Genomic DNA, 19,379 nt, shown 5'->3' with positions numbered 1-19,379 from the left:
CGTCGGCTTTGTCAGGGGAAGGAGCGGTGAAAGGCGAAGCGTTGATGGCGAAAAATCGAGGCTTCAGACAACAGAAAAGCCCCGTGGCGTGAGCCACGGGGCCTTAGGAATTCTGAGCAGATGGCGGACCGGACGGGACTCGAACCCGCGACCTCCGGCGTGACAGGCCGGCATTCTAACCAACTGAACTACCGGTCCGCGTGGTGGGCGATACTGGACTCGAACCAGTGACCCCCAGCATGTGAGGCTGGTGCTCTAACCAACTGAGCTAATCGCCCACGCGGTACTGCTTAGATTGTGCGTCATCGTGGCGGACCGGACGGGACTCGAACCCGCGACCTCCGGCGTGACAGGCCGGCATTCTAACCAACTGAACTACCGGTCCGCAAGTGATGATGCGGTACAGAAAACGCTGGCGGACCGGACGGGACTCGAACCCGCGACCTCCGGCGTGACAGGCCGGCATTCTAACCAACTGAACTACCGGTCCGCACTCGTTTCTGCGATGCAATCGGCCACCGTCTTCGACGATGGTGGGTGGTACAGGGATCGAACCTGTGACCCCCAGCTTGTAAGGCTGGTGCTCTCCCAGCTGAGCTAACCACCCCCGGTCACATGGCGCTGCATTCTACGGAAACTGCGTTCATTGTCAACGCGTTTTTTTCATCTTCGTGTCGAACGGTCGGCGGATAACGCCAGGCCATTCATCCACTTGGCCGCTACCGATGGCCGACGGCCCGACGCTCCATGGCCGCGGCGATGGCCGTCGCGCCCTCCTCGATCAGGGCCGCCTGATCGCGCCCGGAGGCACGGCGCGGCTTCCAGTCATGATCGCCGTCCTCCAGCCAGTGCAGTTCGGCGCAGGCCGGCAGCGCATAGCCGGCCACCTGCTCGCGAGTGCCGAAGGGATCGCGGGTGCCCTGCACCACCAGGGTCGGGCAGTTCAGGCTCGGCCAGTGCTCGAGGCGCAGCGACTCGGGCTTGCGCGGCGGATGAAAGGGATAGCCGCAGAGCGCCAGGCCGTCGGCGGCGGCGCGGGCCGCCAGCAGGCTGGCCACTCGACCGCCCATGGACTTGCCGCCCAGCCACAGCGGCCCCGGCTCGCGCCGCTGCACCGCGTCGCGCCAGGCGGCGAACTCCTCGGTCAGGCGATCGACCCGCGGCGGCGGGCGCCGACGCCCTTCCTCGCGCATGCGCTGCATGTAGGCGAACTCGAAGGCCAGGGTCTGCACCCCGCGCTCGGCCAGCGCTCGCCGGAGGCGCTGCATGAAGTCGGCGTCCTGCCCGGCGCCGGCCCCGTGCGCCAGCAACAGGCGACCGATACGGGCCTCGCCGCGGATCGCCAGCGGCCCCAGCGCCTCGAGATGGAGAATATTTTCGCCTTCAGTCATTGTATACACTTATTGGATACATTTAATCTTTTCGCCTAACGTACAAGAAGACGCTTCCCGTCGGGCGCCTCACACTGGGCGCCCTGACCGCCCCCGACTTGACCGTCATCATCATGTGGGCAAAAGCCTTGGTCTAGACTGCTGCCCAAGCGCGACTCCCTCCACCGCGTTCGATGGAACCCGACATGAGCACAGCACTGGAACACCCCACCTACAACTACAAGGTCGTGCGACAGTTCGCGATCATGACCGTGGTATGGGGCATCGTGGGCATGGTCCTCGGTGTCACGATCGCCGCCCAGCTGGTCTGGCCGGAGCTGAACCTGGGACTGCCCTGGACCAGCTTCGGCCGGCTTCGCCCGCTGCACACCAACGCCGTGATCTTCGCCTTCGGCGGTTCGGCGCTGTTCGCCACCTCCTACTATGTGGTGCAGCGAACCTGCCAGACGCGGCTGATCTCGGACCGATTGGCCGCCTTCACCTTCTGGGGCTGGCAGGCGGTGATCGTCTCGGCGGTCATCACGCTGCCGCTGGGCTACACCGAGGTCAAGGAATACGCCGAACTGGAATGGCCGATCGACATCCTGCTCGCGGTGGTGTGGATCGCCTACGCCATCGTCTTCCTCGGCACCATCAAGCAGCGCCGCACCTCCCACATCTACGTGGCCAACTGGTTCTACGCCGCCTTCATCCTCACCGTGGCGGTGCTGCACATCGTCAACAGCGCGGCGCTGCCGGTCTCGGCCATGTACTCGATCTCGCTGTATTCCGGCGCCGTCGATGCCATGACCCAGTGGTGGTACGGCCACAACGCGGTGGGCTTCTTCCTGACCGCCGGCTTCCTGGGCATGATGTACTACTTCGTGCCCAAGCAGGCCGAGCGTCCGGTCTACTCCTACCGGCTGTCGATCGTCCATTTCTGGGCGCTGATCATGGTCTACATGTGGGCCGGCCCTCACCACCTGCACTATACCGCCCTGCCCAACTGGGCCCAGTCGCTGGGCATGGTGATGTCGATCATCCTACTGGCGCCCTCCTGGGGCGGCATGATCAACGGCATGATGACCCTCTCCGGCGCCTGGCATAAGCTGCGCACCGACCCCACCCTGCGCTTCCTGGTGGTGGCGCTGTCGTTCTACGGCATGTCGACCTTCGAGGGCCCGATGATGGCGGTGAAGACCGTCAACGCCCTCTCCCACTACACCGACTGGACCATCGGTCACGTCCACGCCGGCGCCCTGGGCTGGGTGGCGATGATCACCATCGGCTCCATGTACCACCTGATCCCGCGGCTCTACGGGCGCACCGAGATGTACTCGGTGTCGCTGATCGCCGTGCACTTCTGGCTGGCCACCGTCGGCACCGTGCTCTACATCGCCGCCATGTGGGTCAACGGCATCCTGCAGGGCCTGATGTGGCGCGCGGTGAACCCCGACGGCACCCTGATGTACACCTTCATCGAATCCGTCGAGGCCAGCGGCGCCGGCTACGTCGTGCGCACCGTGGGCGGGCTGTGCTGGGTGGTCGGCATGCTGATCATGGCCTTCAACGTCTTCATGACCGTGCGCCGCCAGCAGAGTCTGCAGCGGCCGCAGACCCAGGCCGCGGCCTGAGCCAACAGGGAACGAGAACACAGCCATGAGACACGAGATCGTCGAAAAGAACGTGGGCCTGCTCGCCGTGCTGGTGCTGGTGGTGATCAGCTTCGGCGGCCTGGCCGAGGTCGTGCCGCTGTTCTTCCAGAAGCAGACCACCGAGCCGGTGGAAGGGCTCGAGCCGCTCGGACCGCTGGAGCTCGCCGGGCGCGACATCTACCGCCGCGAGGGCTGCGTGGGCTGCCATTCGCAGATGATCCGCCCCTTCCGCGCCGAGACCGAGCGCTACGGCCACTACAGCGTGGCCGGCGAATCGGTCTACGAGCACAACTTCCTGTGGGGCTCCAAGCGCACCGGCCCGGACCTGGCCAGGGTCGGCGGCCGCTACAGCGACGACTGGCATCGCGCACACCTCTACAACCCGCGCGACGTGGTGCCGGAATCGATCATGCCGGCCTATCCCTGGCTGTTCGAGAACGTCCTCGACGGCGAGCACATCGCCGACCGCATGCGCGCCATGCGCACCCTGGGCGTGCCCTACACCGAGGAGCAGATCGCCGGCGCCCGCGACGAGGTCCGCGGCGAGCGCGAGATCACCGCCCTGGTGGCCTACCTGCAACAGCTCGGCACCGTGCTGAAGGACGCGCACTGACATGGACATGGGAACGCTACGCGGCATCATCACCGGCCTGCTGCTGATCGGCTTCATCGGCCTGGTCTGCTGGGCCTATTCGAAGCGGCGCAAGCCGGACTTCGACGAGGCGGCCAACCTGCCCTTCGCCGACGAGGACGAGCCGTCATCCCCCGGCACCGGCGCCGGTCAGGCACGCGCTCGACAAGAACAGGGAGACCGTGACACATGAGCTCACTATGGAATGACGTCCTGCCCGGCTTCTGGAGCGCCTGGATCATCGTCATCACGCTGGGCACCATCGTCATCAGCGCCTGGCTGCTGTTCGCCAACCGCAAGACCGACAAGGTCGCCGATGCCGAGGGCAACGTCGAGACCACCGGCCATGCGGCCGACGAGATCGAGGAATACGACAACCCGCTGCCCCGCTGGTGGTTCCAGCTCTACGTCGGCACGGTGATCTTCGCCCTGGGCTATCTGGTGCTCTATCCCGGCCTCGGCAACTACGCCGGGCTGCTGGGCTGGAGCCAGGAGAACCAGTGGGAGGCCGAGGTGGCCCGCGCCGAGGAGCACTACGCGCCGATCTTCGAGCAGTACCAGCAGGTGCCGATCCCGACGCTGGCCCAGGACGGCGAGGCCATGCGGGTCGCCGAACGGCTGTTTCTCAACAACTGCGCGATCTGTCACGGCGCCAACGCCCAGGGCGGCTACGGCTTCCCCGACCTGACCGACGACGCCTGGCTCTACGGCGGCACCCCCGAGGCCATCGTCGCGACCCTCACCAACGGGCGCAACGGCCTGATGCCGGCCTGGCAGCAGCTCGGCGAGGACAATATCGAGAACCTCACCCAGCACGTGCTGTCGCTGTCCGGACGGGCCGAGGACGCCCAGCGCGCCGAGCAGGGCGCGGCGGTGTTCGCCTCGGTATGCACGGCCTGCCACTCTCCCGACGGCACCGGCAACCAGGCCCTGGGAGCCCCCGACCTGACCGACGACGCCTGGCTGTATCGCCGGCCCGGCCAGCCGCTGGCGGCCTCCATCCGCCAGACCCTGCGCAACGGCCGCAACGGCCACATGCCGGCCCAGGCCGCCTATATCGGCGAGGACAAGGTCCACCTGGTGGCCGCCTACGTCTACGGCCTCAGCCGCCGCGACTGAGCCCCGGGCGGCGGGGCACCCCGCCCCGCCGCCATCCTCCCGCGCGAGGCCGCCTGCCGAGAGCCTGCCATGAGCGACAAGATTCCCCACCGCGACATCACCGACGCCGGCGACACCGTCAGCCAGGCGATGTACGCCCGCCGCCGCCACCTCTACGTGCGCGAGATCAAGGGCGTCTTCCAGCGCCTGCGGCGCAGCGCCAACTGGGCGCTGATGCTGGCCTACTTCCTGATCCCGTGGATTCCCTGGGGCGACCGCCCGGCGGTATGGTTCGACCTGCCCGGCCGCGAGTTCCACCTCTTCGCCGCCACCTTCTATCCCCAGGAGTTCATGCTGCTCTCCTGGCTGCTGATCATCTGCGCCTTCGGGCTGTTCTTCATCACCGTGTTCGCCGGCCGCGTGTGGTGCGGCTACACCTGCCCGCAGAGCGTCTGGACCTTCCTGTTCATCTGGGTCGAGCACCGCCTCGAGGGCCCGCGCAACCGCCGCATCAAGCTCGACAAGCGCGGCTGGGACGCCGACAAGCTGCGCCGCAAGCTCGGCAAGCACGTCGTCTGGCTGGCCATCGCCGCCGCCACCGGCCTGACCTTCGTCGGCTACTTCACGCCGATCCGCGAGCTGGCGGTGCAACTGCCGGCCCTCGAGGCCCACGGCTGGTCGTACTTCTGGGTCGGCTTCTTCACCCTGTTCACCTACCTCAACGCCGGCTGGCTGCGCGAGCAGGTGTGCATCTACATGTGCCCCTACGCCCGCTTCCAGTCGGTGATGTTCGACGCCAACACCCTGATCGTCTCCTACGACGCCGATCGCGGCGAGCCGCGCGGCCCGCGCAGCCGGCGCCTCGACCATGACGAGGCCCGCGAGGCCGGCCACGGCGACTGCATCGACTGCGAACTCTGCGTGCAGGTCTGCCCTACCGGCATCGACATCCGCGACGGCCTGCAGTACGAATGCATCACCTGCGCGGCCTGCATCGATGCCTGCGACGGCGTCATGGATCGCATGGGCTATCCCCGCGGGCTGATCCGCTATACCACCGAGAACGCCCTCGAGGGCAAGCCCTCGCACCTGCTGCGCCCGCGCCTGCTCGGCTATCTGGCCGTGCTGCTGGTGATGATCGGGCTGTTCGCCTGGGCGGTCGGCGACCGCACCCCGCTGGGCTTCGAGGTGGAGCGCGGCCGCCAGCAGCTGTTCCAGATGACCGACGACGGCAGAATCCGTAACGTCTACACCCTGACGGTGCGCAACCTGGACCGCGAGGACCACGCCTACCGCCTCGCGGCCTCGGGCCTCGAGGGCCTGGCCCTCGACACCGACCGGGTCAGCGTGCCCGCCGGCGAGTCGCGCCGGCTGGTGGTCGAGGTCACCGCACCGCGCGACGCCCTGGCACGCCCCAGCCACGAGATCCGGCTGCGCCTCGAGGCCATCGACGACCCCGATATCCGCCTCGAGCGCGACGGCCGCTTCATAGGAGAGACCCGCTGATGACGGCGGAACACGAGACCATCCCGCCCTGGTACAAGCAGTTCTGGCCCTGGTTCCTGATCGGCCTGCTGGGCGCCTCGGTGACCTTCAGCCTGGTCTACCTGGCGCTCTCGATTCACTACTTCGACGGCACCGTGGCGGAGGACTATTACAAGGAAGGCCTGGCCATCAACCAGCAGATCGCCAAGCAGGAAGAGGCCCGGGCGCTGGGGCTCTCGGCCGCCCTGCGCGCCGATCCGACCACCGGCGACCTGGTGATCGACCTGGCCGGCGAGGCCCGCCCGGAGCGGCTGACCCTGACGCTGATCTTCCCCACCGAGAGCCAGCGCGACCGCCGGCTGACCCTCGAGCACGTGCGCGCCGGGCGCTACGTCACCATGCTCGAGGCGCCCCTGCGGCATCGCTGGTATCTGCACCTGGAGCCCGACGACGGCGGCGAACCCGCCTGGCGGCTCACCGGCGAGGCCCGCTTCCCCGCCGACGGCGACATCGACCTGGCGCCCGGGGTCTGAGCGGCGCCATGACCGCGACCGTCCCGACCGCCGCCGAGGCCGAGACCGCCGCCTGCTACCACTGCGGCGCCAGTGTGCCCAAGGGCGCGCCCTGGACCCTGACCCTCGACGGCGCCGAGCACCCGCTGTGCTGTCCCGGCTGCGAGGCGGTGGCCCATGCCATCGTCGACGGCGGCCTGTCCGGCTACTACCGCTTTCGCAGCGAACTGCCCGCGCGCCCCGACGACCGTCGCGCCGCGGAGTCCGAGACCTGGGCGGTGTTCGACGACCCGGGCCTGCAGGCCCGCTTCGTGCACCAGGACGACGACGGCGTCCACGCCACCCTGGCGGTGGAGGGCATCACCTGCGCAGCCTGCGCCTGGCTGATCGAGCATCGCCTCAACGCCCTCGACGGCGTCCGCGCCAGCGCCGTGAACCTCGCCCATCATCGGGTCCGGATCGCCTGGGATCCGGCACGCATCGCCTTCTCGCGGCTGCTCGCCGAGCTGGCCGCCATCGGCTACCCGGCCCAGCCCTACGAGCCCGACGAGGCCCAGCGCCTCCTACAGCGCGAGGAGCGCCGCCAGATCCGCCGGCTGATCGTGGCCGCGGTGGGCATGATGCAGGTGGCGATGTTCTCGATCCCCTTCTACGTGTCCGGCGACGACGGCCTGGGCGGCGACTTCGATACCCTCTTCCACTGGCTGGCCTTCGCCCTGACCACGCCGGTGGTGCTCTACTCGGCCCAGCCGTTCTTCGGCGGCGCGTGGCGCGACCTGCGCCACCGCCGGCTGGGCATGGACGTGCCGGTGTCGCTGGCCATCGCCGGCGCCTATCTCGCCAGCAGCTGGGCGCTGCTGGTCGGCCACGGCGACGTCTACTTCGACTCCGCGGCCATGTTCACCTTCTTCCTGCTGGCCGGCCGCTTCCTGGAGGTCCGCGCCCGGCGACGCGGCGGGCGCCGCGGCAACGCCCTCGCCGGGATGCTGCCGCTGTCGGCGATCCGCCTCGACGAGGGCGGCGAGGAACGCCTCCTGCCCGCCAGCGAGCTGGCCGCCGGCGACCGGGTGCTGGTGAGGCCCGGCCACGGCGTGCCCGCCGACGGCGTGATCGAGCAGGGCGCCTCGAGCCTCGATGAATCGATGCTCAGCGGCGAGGCGCTGCCGGTGACCCGCGGCGTGGGCGACGCCGTGACCGGCGGCAGCCACAACGTCGAGAGCCCGCTGACGGTGCGCGTGACCCGTGCCGGCCCCGATGCCCGGGCGGCGCAGCTGCTCGACCTCACCGACCGCGCCTTCGCCGAGCGCCCGCGCATCGCGCGCCGGGCCGCCCGGCTGGCGCATCACTTCGTGCTCCAGGTACTGCTGATCGCCGCCGCCACCGGGCTCGCCTGGTCGTTCATCGACCCCGAGCGGGCCTTCTGGGTGACGCTCTCGGTGCTGGTGGTCAGCTGCCCCTGCGCCCTGGCGCTGGCCACGCCCACCGCCCTGACCGCCGCCCACGGCCGGCTCCACCGGCGCGGCGTGCTGCTGACCCGCGCCGACGCCCTGGAGACCCTGCCGCGCCTCGACCGGGTGATCTTCGACAAGACCGGTACCCTGACCCGCGGCGAGATGACCCTCGAGCGCACGATCGCGCTTTCCAGCGACGATCCCGAGCGCCTGACGGCGGTGGCCGCGGCCCTGGAGGCCCACTCCGAGCATCCCATCGCCCGCGCCTTCCGCCCCCATCGCCGCGCCGGCATCAGCGCCCATGATGTCATCGCCCGTCCCGGCCAGGGCCTCTCCGGCGTGATCGACGGCCGCCCCTGGCGGCTCGGCCGGCCCGACTTCGCGGCCCCGGACGCCCGGCCGATGAGTCCGGACGACGGCGCCGAGCACGGCCACTGGCTGCTGCTCGCCGAGGACGGCGAGCCACGGGCCTGGTTCGCCCTGGGCGACCGGCCCCGGGAGGACGCCGCCGCCACCGTCGCCGCGCTGGCGGCGCGGGGCATCGCGGTGGAACTGCTGTCCGGCGACGCCGAGGCGCCCACCCGGGCGCTGGCCGAGCGGCTGGGCATCGACGAGTGGCGCGCCGGCGCCAGCCCCGAGGACAAGCTCGCCCGGCTGCGCGAGTGCCAGGCCGACGGCCAGCGGGTGGCCATGGTCGGCGACGGCATCAACGACGTGCCGGTGCTGGCCGGGGCCGACCTCGCCATCGCCATGAACGGCGCCACCGACCTCGCCCGCACCCGGGCCGACGCCGTGCTGCTCGGCCCGCGCCTCGGGCGCCTGGTCGAGGCCGTCGACATCGGCCGCGCCACCCGCCGCAACATCCGCCAGAACCTGGGCTGGGCGCTGGCCTACAACCTGCTGGCCCTGCCGCCGGCGGCACTGGGCTGGGTGCCCCCCTGGCTGGCGGCGCTGGGCATGTCGGCGAGCTCGCTGGTGGTGGTCGCCAACGCCCTGCGCCTCACGCGCCGAAAACTGCCCGACATTCCCGTGGATTCCCCCTCCCAGGACGCCCCATGAGCATTCTCTACCTGCTGATCCCGCTGTCGCTGATCCTGCTCGGCCTGGCCGTCTGGGCCTTCTTCTGGGCCGTGCGCCACGACCAGTTCGAGGACCTGGAAGGCCCGGCCCATCGCATCCTGTTCGACGATGACGACCCGCCCGGGGAGGCGCCTCGCCGACACGACGACGCCGACGCGCCGACCGGGAAACACGACAAGGAAGCCTGAATGAATCCGTCTGGACTCGACCTGCCGCCGCTGGCCGCGGCCTTCGTCTTCGGCCTGCTCGGCGGCGCCCACTGCATCGGCATGTGCGGCGGCATCATGAGCGCCCTGAGCTTCGCCGTGCCGCCGAGCCTGCGCCATCCGGCGCGGCTCGGCGGGCTGCTGCTGGGCTACAACCTGGGGCGCATCGCCAGCTACATGGTCGCCGGCGCCCTGGCCGCCGGCCTCGGCACCCTGGTCGGCCTGGCCCCGGGGATCCGCCTGGCGCTCCAGGTCCTGGCCGCGGTGATGCTGATCCTGATGGCGCTCTACATCGCCGACTGGTGGAAGGGGCTGCTGCGGGTCGAGGCGCTCGGCAGGCGCCTATGGCGCCATCTGGAGCCGCTCGGACGGCGACTGATGCCGGTGGTGACGCTGCCCCAGGCCGTGACCCTGGGCGCGGTCTGGGGCTGGCTGCCCTGCGGGCTGGTCTACTCGATGCTGACCTGGAGCCTGGCCGGCGCCGATCCGCTGCGAGGCGCAGCGCTGATGGGCGCCTTCGGGCTCGGCACCCTGCCGGCGCTGCTCGCTACCGGCCTGGCCGCGCGACGGCTCGGCGCCCTGATCCGTCATCCGGCCACCCGCACCCTGGCGGCGCTGGCGATCATCGGCTTCGCCCTGTGGCAGCTGTGGGGCCTGTGGCCGGGCACGATGGAGATGGCCCACGACGCCGGGCACGCCGGGCACGCCGGGCATCATTGAGCCGCTAACGCCCGCACGTTTGACCCAGCGCAACACCCCTGGGGACCGCGAGCACTAGCCTGACGACATGAACGCTCGGAACTCCGCCATGTCCGTCACCCTTCCCGCCGACTTCGGCGCCGACGACTACGCCGCGGCGCTGTCCGCCAGCAATACCAAGGCCCGCCCGCTGTCGCTGCATCTGCGCCTGCCGCTTCGCCACGACGTGGATGCCCGCGGCGACGGCAAGGGCATGGATCCCTTCGAGGTCGATCTGGCCCGGCTCGACCGCGAGATGGTGCTGGTGCGACGCTGCCTGGCGCCGGAGCGATGCCTGGAGGCCCTGCACTGGGGAAGCGGCCTCCCGCCTTCGCTGACCCTGTCGCAGATGAGCGGCCTCGTCGACCGGCTGGCCTCCCGCTTCCCCTTCGATACGGGGCGTCCGCGCGACTTCACCGTCGAGCTCGACCCCCGCGCCACGGATCTGCTCACCCTGCGTCACCTGGAGGCCCTGGGCTTCAACCGGCTGAAGCTGATCATGCGCCTGCCCGCGGCCGGCCGCCTGGACGCCCTGCCCCGCCTGCAGTCACGCGTCGAGCCGCTGCTCGACGAGACCGTGCGCATGGGCTGGCACTCGCTGAACCTGGTGCTGATCGTGGCGCCGACGACCCCGCCGCGGGAGGCCGCCGCCGCGCTCGCCGCGCTGCTTCCCATGACGCCGCCGCGCCTCTCCCTGCGCCCGGAGCCCGCCTGGCAGGAGGGCGAATCGACGCTGCCGACGGCGCTGCTGGCCCGGGTCGACGAACGCCTAGCCGAGGCCGGCTACCGGGCACTGGGACACGGTTCCTACGCCCGTCGGGGCGCCGCCCTGGAGGATGCCCTCGCCCAGGCGCGTCGCGAACGGGCGCGCGACCGACTGGGGCTCGGCACCGGCGCCATCTCGCGGCTGCCCGACGCCGTGGCCTGCAACGCCACCTCGACCCGGGACTACGCGGCGGCACTGAACGACGGTCGGCTCGCCACCGCCTCGGGGCGCTGGCGGAATGCTCGCCCGTCCAGCGCCTGACTGGCCTGAGACTCGCCCAAGGGATGCTATGCCCGAACCGGGGCTATCCGCCATAATGGGGGAGGCAAGCCCCGATCAAGGAGGACAGCATGCCCGACACCGCAGCCGGCCGACGCCGTTCCCTGCTGCACGAGACCCGCTGCCGGACCTGCAGCCTGAGTTCCCTGTGTCTGCCCCTGGCCCTCGAACTGGAGGACCTCGACGAGTTCGATGCCATCATCCGACGCCGACCGCCGCTCAAGAAGGGCGAGTCGCTGTTCCGCCAGGGCAGCCCCTTCACCAGCGTCTACGCGGTGCGCTCCGGCAGTCTCAAGCAGGTCACCAGCGAAGGCGGCGGCACGGATCAGCTGACCAACTTCTATCTGCCCAGCGAACTGGTGGGGCTCGACGGCATCGACGAGTCGAGCTATCCGGGCTCGGTCATCGCGCTCGAGACCACCACCGTGTGCGAGATCCCGTTCGACCGCCTCGACGCCCTGTCCGAGCGCCTGCCGGAACTTCGTGCCCAGCTGTATCGCAGCATGAGCAAGGAGATGCGCGACGACCGCCGCATGATGCGCCTGCTGTCGCGCAAGACCGCCGACCAGCGCCTGGCCACCTTCTTCGCCAGCCTCTCCGATCGCTTCCGCCGCCGCGGCTACTCCGCCTACAGCTTCCGCCTCTCCATGTCCCGGGCCGACATCGGCAACTACCTGGGCCTGGCGGTGGAGACCGTCAGCCGCATCCTGGGGCGCTTCCAGCAGCAGGGCCTGGTGGCCGTGTCCGGCCGAGAGGTGAACATCCTCGACCTGGACGCCCTGGCCGAGCTGGCCGAGGAAGAGGGCTGCCGCTGACGGCGCCAAGCGCCAAGCGCCAAGCGCCAAGCGCCAAGCGCCAAGCGCCAAGCGCCAAGCGCCAAGCGCCAAGCGCCAAGCGCCAAGCGCCAAGCGCCAAGCGCCAAGCGCCAAGCGCCAAGCGCGGCAGGATGATGTCATGGCCATTCTTGACGTCAACGAAGAAACCCACAGGACTCTACGTCCCGTGGGTTTCTCATTGGCTTCCTCGACATCTGCCGCCCGCTACTGAGCAGCCGGGTGCTCGGCGCTTGCTGCTAGGCGCTACTCACTCGTTATGCAGGTCGATGCGATCGGCCTGCATCTTGGCCTGCTTGTCCTCCAGCCCGGCGAAGTCGAACAGCTCGCGGTCGGCCAGCTGCGAGGGCGCGACGTTGGTGACCGCCTTGAACATGCTCTCCAGGCGGCCGGGATGCTTGGCCTCCCACTCGGCAAGCATCTCCTTGACCACCTGACGCTGCAGGTTGGGCTGCGAGCCGCACAGGTTGCAGGGAATGATCGGGAAGGCCATGCGCTCGGAGAATTCGGCGATGTCGGCCTCGCGGCAGTAGGCCAGCGGGCGGATGACGATGTTCTTGCCGTCGTCGGAGAGCAGCTTGGGCGGCATCGACTTGAGGCTGCCGCCGAAGAACATGTTGAGGAACAGCGTCTCGAGGATGTCCTCGCGGTGGTGCCCGAGGGCGATCTTGGTGGCCCCGATCTCCTCGGCGTAGCCGTAGAGGGAGCCGCGGCGCAGCCGCGAGCAGAGCGCGCAGGTGGTCTTGCCTTCCGGGGTCTTCTCCTTGACCACCGAGTAGGTGTCGCGCTCGAGGATGTGGTAGTCCACGCCGAGGCCGTCCAGGTACTCGGGCAGCACGTGCTCGGGGAAACCGGGCTGCTTCTGGTCGAGGTTCACCGCCACCAGCGAGAAGTTCACCGGCGCGTTGCGCTGCAGGTTCCGGAGAATCTCCAGCATGGTGTAGCTGTCCTTGCCGCCGGACAGGCACACCATCACCTTGTCGCCCTCGCGGATCATGTCGAAGTCGATGATCGCATTGCCGACCTGGCGCCGCAGGCGCTTCTGCAGCTTGTTGAACTCACGCTTGGCCTGGGCGTCGGGCGCCTCGGCGGACGGGGTCGACGGCTCGGCCGAAGCGGCCTCATCGGCGGGACGGGGATCGAAGGTCACGGCATCTTGCATGGTCGGGGCGCTGCCAGGGCATCGGGGGAAAGGGAAAGGGCGCCTATCCTACCACCCTGCCGCGAGACTGGCGACGTGGTGACCGCTCAGCCGCTGCGACGCGCGAGCACCGCATCGCGGTCCAGCCGCAGGTGCATCAGGGCGGTGGTCACGGCGGTGCCCAGCACGCTGTGACGTCCCATCAGCGGCACCTCGAGCTGCTCGGCGACCCGCTCGAAGGCCGGCGCCACCTCGAGCCGCGAATGGTGGTGATAGCGCTGGTAGCGCTGCACCAGATCGATGCCGGCGTTGGGCAGCTCGAAGCCGAACCGGGCGCGCAGCTGGCGGTTGAGCAGCGCCAGATCGCGGTCCAGGCGCCAGCCCACCAGCGGCCGGTTGCCGACGAAGTCGAGCAGCCGCGCCAGCGCCTGGTCGATCGACACGCCGTCGTCGAGATCGATGCCGCGCAGGCCGTGGCGGCGCAGCGTCTCGGCGTCCACGCCTTCCGGGCGCGCCAGCCTGAGCTCCAGCGACTCGCTGGTCAGCACCCGGTCGCCGCGCAGCCGCACCGCGGCGATGGCCAGCGGCTCGGCGCCGCGCACGTCGCCGCCGGTAGACTGCACGGCCAGCGCCACCAGCTCCTCCCCGGTATAAGGACGGAACAGCCAGCCATACTGGCCATGGGCGTGGCGGTGACGGTCGACCAGGCGGCGCAGGGTCTTGAGCATGTCGATGTCCTTGTCGTGTCGTGAATCGCGGTCTTGTGAGAATTCGAAAAGTCGGCGAGCGAAGGCCTGGGCTAGGCCCTCTCCCGGCGGGCCAACGCACTTCCCAGCTCCCTGTGGGTCGCAAGGCAAAGATCGTCGAAGAAACGGAGTTAACCGGGTGTAAATGAGTATTCTGAGACGATTTTTAACGCCGTATAGCCGAGCGCAGCCACTTTTCAGCCACCTCAGGTGTATTCGAGGTGGTAACGATGGGAAATCCGCTGCTTGAAGTCCTTGACGATATGCAGCGCCTCCCGGAGCAGGTCGCGCTCCAGCGACGACAGCGACTGCACCACCACCCGGTCCGGCTCGCCGAAGTCTTCGTCATCGCCGTCGAGGCGCGCCAGCTGCTGCTCGAGACGCAGCTCGGTGAACAGCGACAGCGCCTCGCCCAGGTCCTCGGCGAAGCGCTCCTCGAGCCGGCCGTCGGCCGCCAGGGCGTCGAGGCGCTCCAGGGTCCCGGTGGCGAGGATGCCGCGCTCCAGCGCCATGACCCGCACGCCGTGCACGATGGGGAAGATGCCGCCCTTCTTGATGTCGATGCCGTGCTGGGGCTTCTTGAGCGAGCCGAACAGGGTCAGCGGCGTGGAAAAGCGCAGCACCGGACGGGCGAAATAGGAGAGCAGCAGTTCGTCCCTCGACGCCGCCTCGAACAGCGCCGCCCTCACCCGCTCGAGCAGCGCCGGATTGCCGGCCACGGCATGGGCATCGAGCATGATCGCCAGCTTCATCAGGCTGTCGCCGTCGCGGGCCTCCACCCAGCGCGCGATGCGCGCCTTCCACTGGCGCTCGGTGCCGACCCAGTCGGGGTTGGAGACCATGATGTTGCCCGGGCAGCGCGGATAGCCCAGGCGGACCAGGGTCTCGGTGAACTCGGCCATGCGCGCCATGCAGTCCGGCCAGTCGAGGGCATCGTCGAGGATCAGGCCGTTGTCCTGGTCGGTCTTGAGCATCTGCTCGCCGCGCCCCTCGCTGCCCATCACCATCAGGCAGCTGTCGCGCTGCCGCCGCTCGGGCATCGAGAAGCCCCAGGCCTTGTGGATGATGCGGCCGTTGAGCGCCGCGAGCAGGCCCATGGCGAAACGCAGCTTGACCCCCTGGGCCATCAGCGCGCCGGCCAGCTCGGCGGTGCGGCGGCTGGCGACGGCGAGCTGTTCCAGATCGCCGGCCTGCTCGACCTGCAGGCTCACCACGTGGCTGCGGCTGGAGAAGTAGCTGAGCACGTCGGTCAGCTCCACCACGCCCACCGGCGCCTCGTCCTCGACGATCACCACTCGCTCGATGCGATGCCGGGTCATCAGCACCAGCACCTCGAACAGGTACTGATCAGGGCGCGCGGTGATCAGCGAGCCCCGCGCCAGCGACGACAGCGGCGTCTGCTGGCCGAGCCCCTCGAGCACCAGGGCATCGAGCAGGTCGGTCTTGGTGACCATGCCCGGCCCGTCCTCGCCCTCCACCAGCAGGCTGTCGACGGCCTCGTCATGCAGCCGCCGCACCGCCTCGGCGATGGTCGTCTCGCCGGCCAGGCAGCGCGGCGAGCGCATGCAGTCCTCGGCGCGGGCCAGCATGAAACCGGACATGGTCACCCCGCCGGCCGCGCGCTGCTCGGTCAGCAGCCGCGCCTTGTCGGCGAGGCGCTGGCGGAAGAAGGCATCGAAGGCGGGATAGGCGGCGCACAGGTCGAGGAACAGCGCCCGGGGCAGCAGATAGCACAGCGATTCCTGCTCGGCCCGGAAGCGGTAGCGGCTCTGGCCGTTGAGGATGCTGATGGCGCCGAACAGGTCACCGCCGGTGTAGTGGCCGATGCGCTGACGCTCGCCGGGCTGGGTGGTGTCCAGCTCGGCGACCTCGCCCTTGTGGATGAGGAAGACGTTCTCGCCGGGCTGCCCGGCCTCGAGGATGATCTCGTCGCGATCGAAGTAGGCCAGATCGAGCCCGCCGCGCACGCGCGCACGCCCGGTCTCGTCGAGCAGGCTGAACGGCGCGTGGGAGAGATCGACGTCGACCATGGGAGCGGGTCCTCGTGCCAGGAATCGCCGCCGCCGGATCGTACGCATGAAGGCAGGCCTGGAGCGTGACGAACGAACCGGGAGCGACAGGGCTTTCACCCAGAGTAGCAACCCCCTTTCGCTACCAGAATCTAGACCATGGTGTTAGGCATTCGCCGCCACACTTCTCGCCTAACCTTCTTCTTATACCAAAGTCATGCTCCGCTCGATCGGCCCGATGAAGGCCCTGACGTTAGACCATGGTCATGGTCCTAGTCAGCATTCGGATGCATGGATAGACCATCGTCCAACCCCTGCCGGCCGGCGCCACCGCCTGGACACGCAATGCCGACATAAGAAATTGATTTGCATCAAAAAGGTGGTAACAACTTCGATCGCTTTACACTCATGATACGAAAGTCTGCGATGTTTTTTTCGGGATTGTTGACCAGCATTGTCGATGATCCCCGGGTGATGCCAATGCGTCGATAAGCGCTCCGTTCCTCGACAGGCACTTCATCATCCGACACGCCGCCGCGGTTCGGTCGACAGACCCCGGGAAGGCACCGTGGCGACACATGAACGCTGTGAGCGACTTCCCGAATCCAACAACAAGTGGAGAGCAACATCATGGCTGAAGAGACCCCCAATGCCGAAGCCTACTGGAAGGCCAACCTCCGATTGATCGCCGGCTGTCTGGTCGTCTGGGCAGCCGTCTCCTATGGCGGTGCCATCCTGCTGCGCCCGCTGCTCTCGGGCATTGCCGTGGGCGGCACCGACCTCGGCTTCTGGTTTGCCCAGCAAGGCTCCATCCTGACCTTCATCGGCCTGATCTTCTTCTACGCCTGGAAGATGAACCGGCTGGACAAGCAATTCGGGCTCGGGGAGTAACTCAGCATGAGTCAATTTGCCATCAACGTACTGTTCGTCGGTGCCTCCTTCGCCCTCTACATCGGCATCGCCATCTGGGCGAAGGCGGGGTCGACCAAGGACTTCTACGTCGCCGGCGGCGGGGTGCACCCGATCACCAACGGCATGGCCATCGGCGCCGACTGGATGTCCGCGGCCTCCTTCATCTCCATGGCCGGCCTGATCGCCGCCGGCGGCTACGCCAACTCCACCTTCCTGATGGGGTGGACCGGCGGTTACGTGCTGCTGGCCATGCTGCTGGCACCCTACCTGCGCAAGTTCGGCAAGTTCACGGTGCCGGAATTCATCGGCGATCGTTTCTACAGCAAGCAAGCCCGCATGGTCGCGGTGGTATGCCTGATCGTGGCCTCGGTGACCTACGTCATCGGCCAGATGGCCGGCGCCGGCGTGGCCTTCTCGCGCTTCCTGGAAGTCGACGCCACCACCGGCCTGATCATCGCTGCCGTGGTGATCTTCTTCTACTCGGTGCTGGGCGGCATGAAGGGCATCACCTATACCCAGGTGGCCCAGTACATCGTGCTGATCATCGCCTATACCATCCCGGCGGTGTTCATCTCACTGGAGCTGACCGGCAACCCGATTCCGGCGCTGGGCCTGTTCTCCGAGCACAGCGAATCCGGCATGCCGCTGCTGGCCAAGCTCAACGAGGTGGTCACAGCGCTCGGCTTCAACGAGTACACGGCGGACGTGGACAACAAGCTCAACATGGTGCTGTTCACCCTGTCGCTGATGATCGGTACCGCCGGTCTGCCCCACGTCATCATCCGCTTCTTCACCGTGCCGAAGGTCGCCGACGCGCGCTGGTCCGCCGGCTGGGCCCTGGTGTTCATCGGCCTGCTGTACCTGACCGCCCCGGCCGTGGCCTCCATGGCGCGCCTCAATATCGCCACCACCGTCTATCCCGACATGGGCGGCCAGGTCGAGAACGTCGCGGATGCCACCGCCAACCCGATCCTCTACGAGGAGCGCCCCGGATGGATCCGCACCTGGGAAGAGACCGGCCTGATCCAGTATGAGGACAAGAACAACGACGGCCGCATCCAGATCTACAACGACACCGAGGCCTTCGCCTCGACCGCCGAGCAGCGCGGCTGGAACGGCAACGAGCTGTCGGTCAACAACGATATCCTGGTGCTGGCCAACCCCGAGATCGCCAATCTGCCGGGCTGGGTCATCGGCCTGATCGCCGCCGGCGGTCTCGCGGCCGCGCTGTCGACCGCCGCGGGCCTGCTGCTGGCCATCTCCTCGGCGATCAGCCACGACCTGATCAAGGGCGCCATCAATCCTCGCATCAGCGAGAAGGGCGAGCTGATGGCGGCGCGGATCTCGATGACGGTCGCCATCATCGTGGCCACCTACCTGGGCGCCAACCCGCCGGGCTTCGCCGCCCAGGTGGTGGCACTGGCCTTCGGCATCGCCGCCGCCTCGCTGTTCCCGGCGCTGATGATGGGCATCTTCTCCAAGCGGGTGAACAACCACGGTGCCATCGCCGGCATGCTCACCGGCCTGGTCTTCACCCTGGCCTACATCTTCGTCTACAAGGGCTGGTTCTTCATCCCGGGCACCAACAACCTGGCGGACACCCCGGAGAACTGGGTGCTGGGCATCTCGCCGCTGTCCATCGGCGCGGTCGGTGCGATCATCAACTTCGCCGTGGCCTTCACCGTCTCCAAGGCGACCGCCGCGCCGCCCCAGGAGATCCAGGACCTGGTCGAGAGCGTGCGCTATCCCAAGGGCGCTGGCACCGCCGTCGACCACTGAGTCATAATCCTTCCGGCGCCCGCGGGGCGCCGGCCCACTCTTCCAGGTCGGGCTTCCTTCGGGAAGCCCGACGCATATCAGGACGACCTCGATGATTTGGCACTTGATCGCGGCGCTCGTCGCCGGACTCGGCGCGGCGGGCATCGCCCTGCTGCTGCGCACCCTGACCGCCAGACGGCTGCCGCGCTGGATCGTGCCGGCCTTCGCCGGCCTGGGCATGATCGCCTACCAGATCCACCACGAATATACCTGGTTCGACCACAAAAAGGCCCAGCTGCCCGACGACAGCCAGGTGGTGGCCAGCGAGCAGCGGCCGGCCTTCTGGCGCCCCTGGACCTATGTGGTGCCGCTGACCACGGCCTTCACGGTGATCGACGAGGACGGCCTGTCGCGCTCGCGGGCCGACGACCAGCCGCTGGTCGAGTTCATCCTCTACCGCTTCGAGATGGGCGCCGCCGACCGGCTGGTGCACCGCCCGCACCTGCTGAACTGTGCCTCCGGCGAGCTGGTGCCGCTCGACGACGCGAGCGGCCGCCCGCAGACCGAGGCCCTGCGCCGGCTCGACGACGGCGACCCGCTGCGCCGGGCCGTCTGCTCCGCCGCCTGAGACGTCCTTTCCCCGGCCAGCTGACCGCCGGCCTCCTCCATCGAACATGGACAGCCTTCCACCGGGCCTTAGAATGGGCGG

Annotated in this window: 18 protein-coding genes and 5 tRNA genes; 14 read left to right on the top strand and 9 right to left on the bottom strand. The window is 68.7% G+C overall.

Translation table 11 applies throughout. The features are described 5' to 3' along the window. Positions 1-121 precede the first annotated feature (121 nt). The 6 genes from ACGTNF_RS11415 to ACGTNF_RS11390 form a co-directional block, all read right to left on the bottom strand. A tRNA-Asp gene (locus tag ACGTNF_RS11415) sits at positions 122-198 on the bottom strand. A 3-nt stretch (positions 199-201) separates the two neighbouring features. Continuing rightward, positions 202-278, bottom strand: a tRNA-Val gene (locus tag ACGTNF_RS11410). Between the two features lie 30 nt (positions 279-308). Next, positions 309-385: transfer RNA gene (locus ACGTNF_RS11405), tRNA-Asp, on the bottom strand. A gap of 28 nt (positions 386-413) precedes the next feature. Next, a tRNA-Asp gene (locus ACGTNF_RS11400) sits at positions 414-490 on the bottom strand. 41 nt (positions 491-531) lie between these two features. Further along, positions 532-607: transfer RNA gene (locus ACGTNF_RS11395), tRNA-Val, on the bottom strand. A gap of 112 nt (positions 608-719) precedes the next feature. Continuing rightward, entirely contained in the window at positions 720-1,391 is a 672-nt protein-coding gene (locus ACGTNF_RS11390) for an alpha/beta family hydrolase (protein ID WP_016853657.1), read from the bottom strand. Between the two features lie 185 nt (positions 1,392-1,576). Between ACGTNF_RS11390 and ccoN the strand changes: the two genes are divergently transcribed. The 11 genes from ccoN to fnr all read left to right on the top strand — a co-directional run bounded on the left by ccoN (position 1,577) and on the right by fnr (position 12,086). Continuing rightward, on the top strand, positions 1,577-3,004 hold the full coding sequence (gene ccoN / locus ACGTNF_RS11385) for a cytochrome-c oxidase, cbb3-type subunit I (RefSeq protein WP_016853656.1): 1,428 nt from the start codon (positions 1,577-1,579) through the stop codon (positions 3,002-3,004). Between the two features lie 25 nt (positions 3,005-3,029). Then, on the top strand, positions 3,030-3,638 hold the full coding sequence (ccoO, locus tag ACGTNF_RS11380; protein WP_394601833.1) for a cytochrome-c oxidase, cbb3-type subunit II: 609 nt from the start codon (positions 3,030-3,032) through the stop codon (positions 3,636-3,638). A gap of 1 nt (position 3,639) precedes the next feature. Continuing rightward, positions 3,640-3,849: a cbb3-type cytochrome oxidase subunit 3 gene (locus ACGTNF_RS11375; protein ID WP_152479622.1), complete on the top strand. Its 210-nt coding sequence runs from the start codon at positions 3,640-3,642 to the stop codon at positions 3,847-3,849. Then, complete coding sequence (gene ccoP, locus ACGTNF_RS11370) at positions 3,846-4,775, top strand: cytochrome-c oxidase, cbb3-type subunit III (protein WP_394601832.1); 930 nt, start codon at positions 3,846-3,848, stop codon at positions 4,773-4,775. The genes ACGTNF_RS11375 and ccoP overlap by 4 nt, the downstream gene beginning before the upstream one ends. Before the next feature lie 69 nt (positions 4,776-4,844). Further along, a complete protein-coding gene (ccoG, locus tag ACGTNF_RS11365) occupies positions 4,845-6,260 on the top strand; it encodes a cytochrome c oxidase accessory protein CcoG (RefSeq protein WP_394601831.1) in 1,416 nt (471 codons plus the stop codon). Further along, the gene (locus ACGTNF_RS11360) at positions 6,260-6,772 is read left to right on the top strand and encodes a FixH family protein (RefSeq protein ID WP_016853651.1); all 513 of its coding nucleotides are present in this window, start codon (positions 6,260-6,262) and stop codon (positions 6,770-6,772) included. Before ccoG ends, ACGTNF_RS11360 begins: the two co-directional genes overlap by 1 nt. A gap of 8 nt (positions 6,773-6,780) precedes the next feature. Continuing rightward, positions 6,781-9,261, top strand: coding sequence for a heavy metal translocating P-type ATPase (locus ACGTNF_RS11355; protein WP_394601830.1), 2,481 nt, complete (start codon positions 6,781-6,783; stop codon positions 9,259-9,261). After that, positions 9,258-9,470, top strand: a complete 213-nt coding sequence (ccoS, locus tag ACGTNF_RS11350) for a cbb3-type cytochrome oxidase assembly protein CcoS (protein WP_016853649.1) — start codon at positions 9,258-9,260, stop codon at positions 9,468-9,470. The genes ACGTNF_RS11355 and ccoS overlap by 4 nt, the downstream gene beginning before the upstream one ends. Further along, complete coding sequence (locus ACGTNF_RS11345; protein WP_394601829.1) at positions 9,471-10,208, top strand: sulfite exporter TauE/SafE family protein; 738 nt, start codon at positions 9,471-9,473, stop codon at positions 10,206-10,208. A gap of 88 nt (positions 10,209-10,296) precedes the next feature. Further along, entirely contained in the window at positions 10,297-11,253 is a 957-nt protein-coding gene (locus ACGTNF_RS11340) for an oxygen-independent coproporphyrinogen III oxidase (RefSeq protein WP_394601828.1), read from the top strand. An 89-nt stretch (positions 11,254-11,342) separates the two neighbouring features. Continuing rightward, positions 11,343-12,086, top strand: coding sequence for a fumarate/nitrate reduction transcriptional regulator Fnr (fnr, locus tag ACGTNF_RS11335; RefSeq protein ID WP_016853646.1), 744 nt, complete (start codon positions 11,343-11,345; stop codon positions 12,084-12,086). 268 nt (positions 12,087-12,354) lie between these two features. Here fnr and ttcA read toward each other — a convergent pair whose 3' ends face one another. From ttcA to ACGTNF_RS11320, 3 genes are all read right to left on the bottom strand, one after another. Further along, positions 12,355-13,266 carry a tRNA 2-thiocytidine(32) synthetase TtcA gene (ttcA, locus tag ACGTNF_RS11330; protein ID WP_394601827.1) on the bottom strand — a complete coding sequence of 304 codons (912 nt, stop codon included), beginning with the start codon at positions 13,264-13,266 and terminating at the stop codon, positions 12,355-12,357. 86 nt (positions 13,267-13,352) lie between these two features. After that, complete coding sequence (locus ACGTNF_RS11325; protein WP_394601826.1) at positions 13,353-13,973, bottom strand: 3'-5' exonuclease family protein; 621 nt, start codon at positions 13,971-13,973, stop codon at positions 13,353-13,355. Positions 13,974-14,197: 224 nt separating this feature from the next. Further along, positions 14,198-16,021 (bottom strand): putative nucleotidyltransferase substrate binding domain-containing protein, encoded by a 1,824-nt coding sequence (locus ACGTNF_RS11320; protein WP_394601825.1) that lies wholly within the window; start codon positions 16,019-16,021, stop codon positions 14,198-14,200. A 609-nt stretch (positions 16,022-16,630) separates the two neighbouring features. On the opposite strand from ACGTNF_RS11320, the gene ACGTNF_RS11315 reads away from it, so the two are divergent. The 3 genes from ACGTNF_RS11315 (at position 16,631) to ACGTNF_RS11305 (ending at position 19,298) form a co-directional block, all read left to right on the top strand. After that, positions 16,631-16,891 carry a DUF4212 domain-containing protein gene (locus ACGTNF_RS11315; protein ID WP_016853642.1) on the top strand — a complete coding sequence of 87 codons (261 nt, stop codon included), beginning with the start codon at positions 16,631-16,633 and terminating at the stop codon, positions 16,889-16,891. Positions 16,892-16,897: 6 nt separating this feature from the next. After that, positions 16,898-18,691 (top strand): sodium:solute symporter family protein, encoded by a 1,794-nt coding sequence (locus ACGTNF_RS11310; RefSeq protein WP_016853641.1) that lies wholly within the window; start codon positions 16,898-16,900, stop codon positions 18,689-18,691. A 91-nt stretch (positions 18,692-18,782) separates the two neighbouring features. Further along, complete coding sequence (locus ACGTNF_RS11305) at positions 18,783-19,298, top strand: hypothetical protein (RefSeq protein WP_394601824.1); 516 nt, start codon at positions 18,783-18,785, stop codon at positions 19,296-19,298. The last annotated feature ends 81 nt before the right edge of the window (positions 19,299-19,379 follow it).

The organism is Halomonas sp. B23F22_10, from assembly GCF_043496975.1.
GTDB lineage: Bacteria > Pseudomonadota > Gammaproteobacteria > Pseudomonadales > Halomonadaceae > Halomonas > Halomonas smyrnensis.
Note: the sequence above shows the minus strand (reverse complement) of the source record. Positions and strands in the feature narration are given on the sequence as shown.

Excerpts from the sequence above, each read along its gene's own strand:
- ACGTNF_RS11390 (WP_016853657.1), bottom strand. The coding sequence starts at position 1,391 with ATGACTGAAGGCGAAAATATTCTCCATCTCGAGGCGCTGGGGCCGCTG.
- ccoN (WP_016853656.1), top strand. The coding sequence starts at position 1,577 with ATGAGCACAGCACTGGAACACCCCACCTACAACTACAAGGTCGTGCGA.
- ccoO (WP_394601833.1), top strand. The coding sequence starts at position 3,030 with ATGAGACACGAGATCGTCGAAAAGAACGTGGGCCTGCTCGCCGTGCTG.
- ACGTNF_RS11375 (WP_152479622.1), top strand. The coding sequence starts at position 3,640 with ATGGACATGGGAACGCTACGCGGCATCATCACCGGCCTGCTGCTGATC.
- ccoP (WP_394601832.1), top strand. The coding sequence starts at position 3,846 with ATGAGCTCACTATGGAATGACGTCCTGCCCGGCTTCTGGAGCGCCTGG.
- ccoG (WP_394601831.1), top strand. The coding sequence starts at position 4,845 with ATGAGCGACAAGATTCCCCACCGCGACATCACCGACGCCGGCGACACC.
- ACGTNF_RS11360 (WP_016853651.1), top strand. The coding sequence starts at position 6,260 with ATGACGGCGGAACACGAGACCATCCCGCCCTGGTACAAGCAGTTCTGG.
- ACGTNF_RS11355 (WP_394601830.1), top strand. The coding sequence starts at position 6,781 with ATGACCGCGACCGTCCCGACCGCCGCCGAGGCCGAGACCGCCGCCTGC.
- ccoS (WP_016853649.1), top strand. The coding sequence starts at position 9,258 with ATGAGCATTCTCTACCTGCTGATCCCGCTGTCGCTGATCCTGCTCGGC.
- ACGTNF_RS11345 (WP_394601829.1), top strand. The coding sequence starts at position 9,471 with ATGAATCCGTCTGGACTCGACCTGCCGCCGCTGGCCGCGGCCTTCGTC.
- ACGTNF_RS11340 (WP_394601828.1), top strand. The coding sequence starts at position 10,297 with ATGTCCGTCACCCTTCCCGCCGACTTCGGCGCCGACGACTACGCCGCG.
- fnr (WP_016853646.1), top strand. The coding sequence starts at position 11,343 with ATGCCCGACACCGCAGCCGGCCGACGCCGTTCCCTGCTGCACGAGACC.
- ttcA (WP_394601827.1), bottom strand. The coding sequence starts at position 13,266 with ATGCAAGATGCCGTGACCTTCGATCCCCGTCCCGCCGATGAGGCCGCT.
- ACGTNF_RS11325 (WP_394601826.1), bottom strand. The coding sequence starts at position 13,973 with ATGCTCAAGACCCTGCGCCGCCTGGTCGACCGTCACCGCCACGCCCAT.
- ACGTNF_RS11320 (WP_394601825.1), bottom strand. The coding sequence starts at position 16,021 with ATGGTCGACGTCGATCTCTCCCACGCGCCGTTCAGCCTGCTCGACGAG.
- ACGTNF_RS11315 (WP_016853642.1), top strand. The coding sequence starts at position 16,631 with ATGGCTGAAGAGACCCCCAATGCCGAAGCCTACTGGAAGGCCAACCTC.
- ACGTNF_RS11310 (WP_016853641.1), top strand. The coding sequence starts at position 16,898 with ATGAGTCAATTTGCCATCAACGTACTGTTCGTCGGTGCCTCCTTCGCC.
- ACGTNF_RS11305 (WP_394601824.1), top strand. The coding sequence starts at position 18,783 with ATGATTTGGCACTTGATCGCGGCGCTCGTCGCCGGACTCGGCGCGGCG.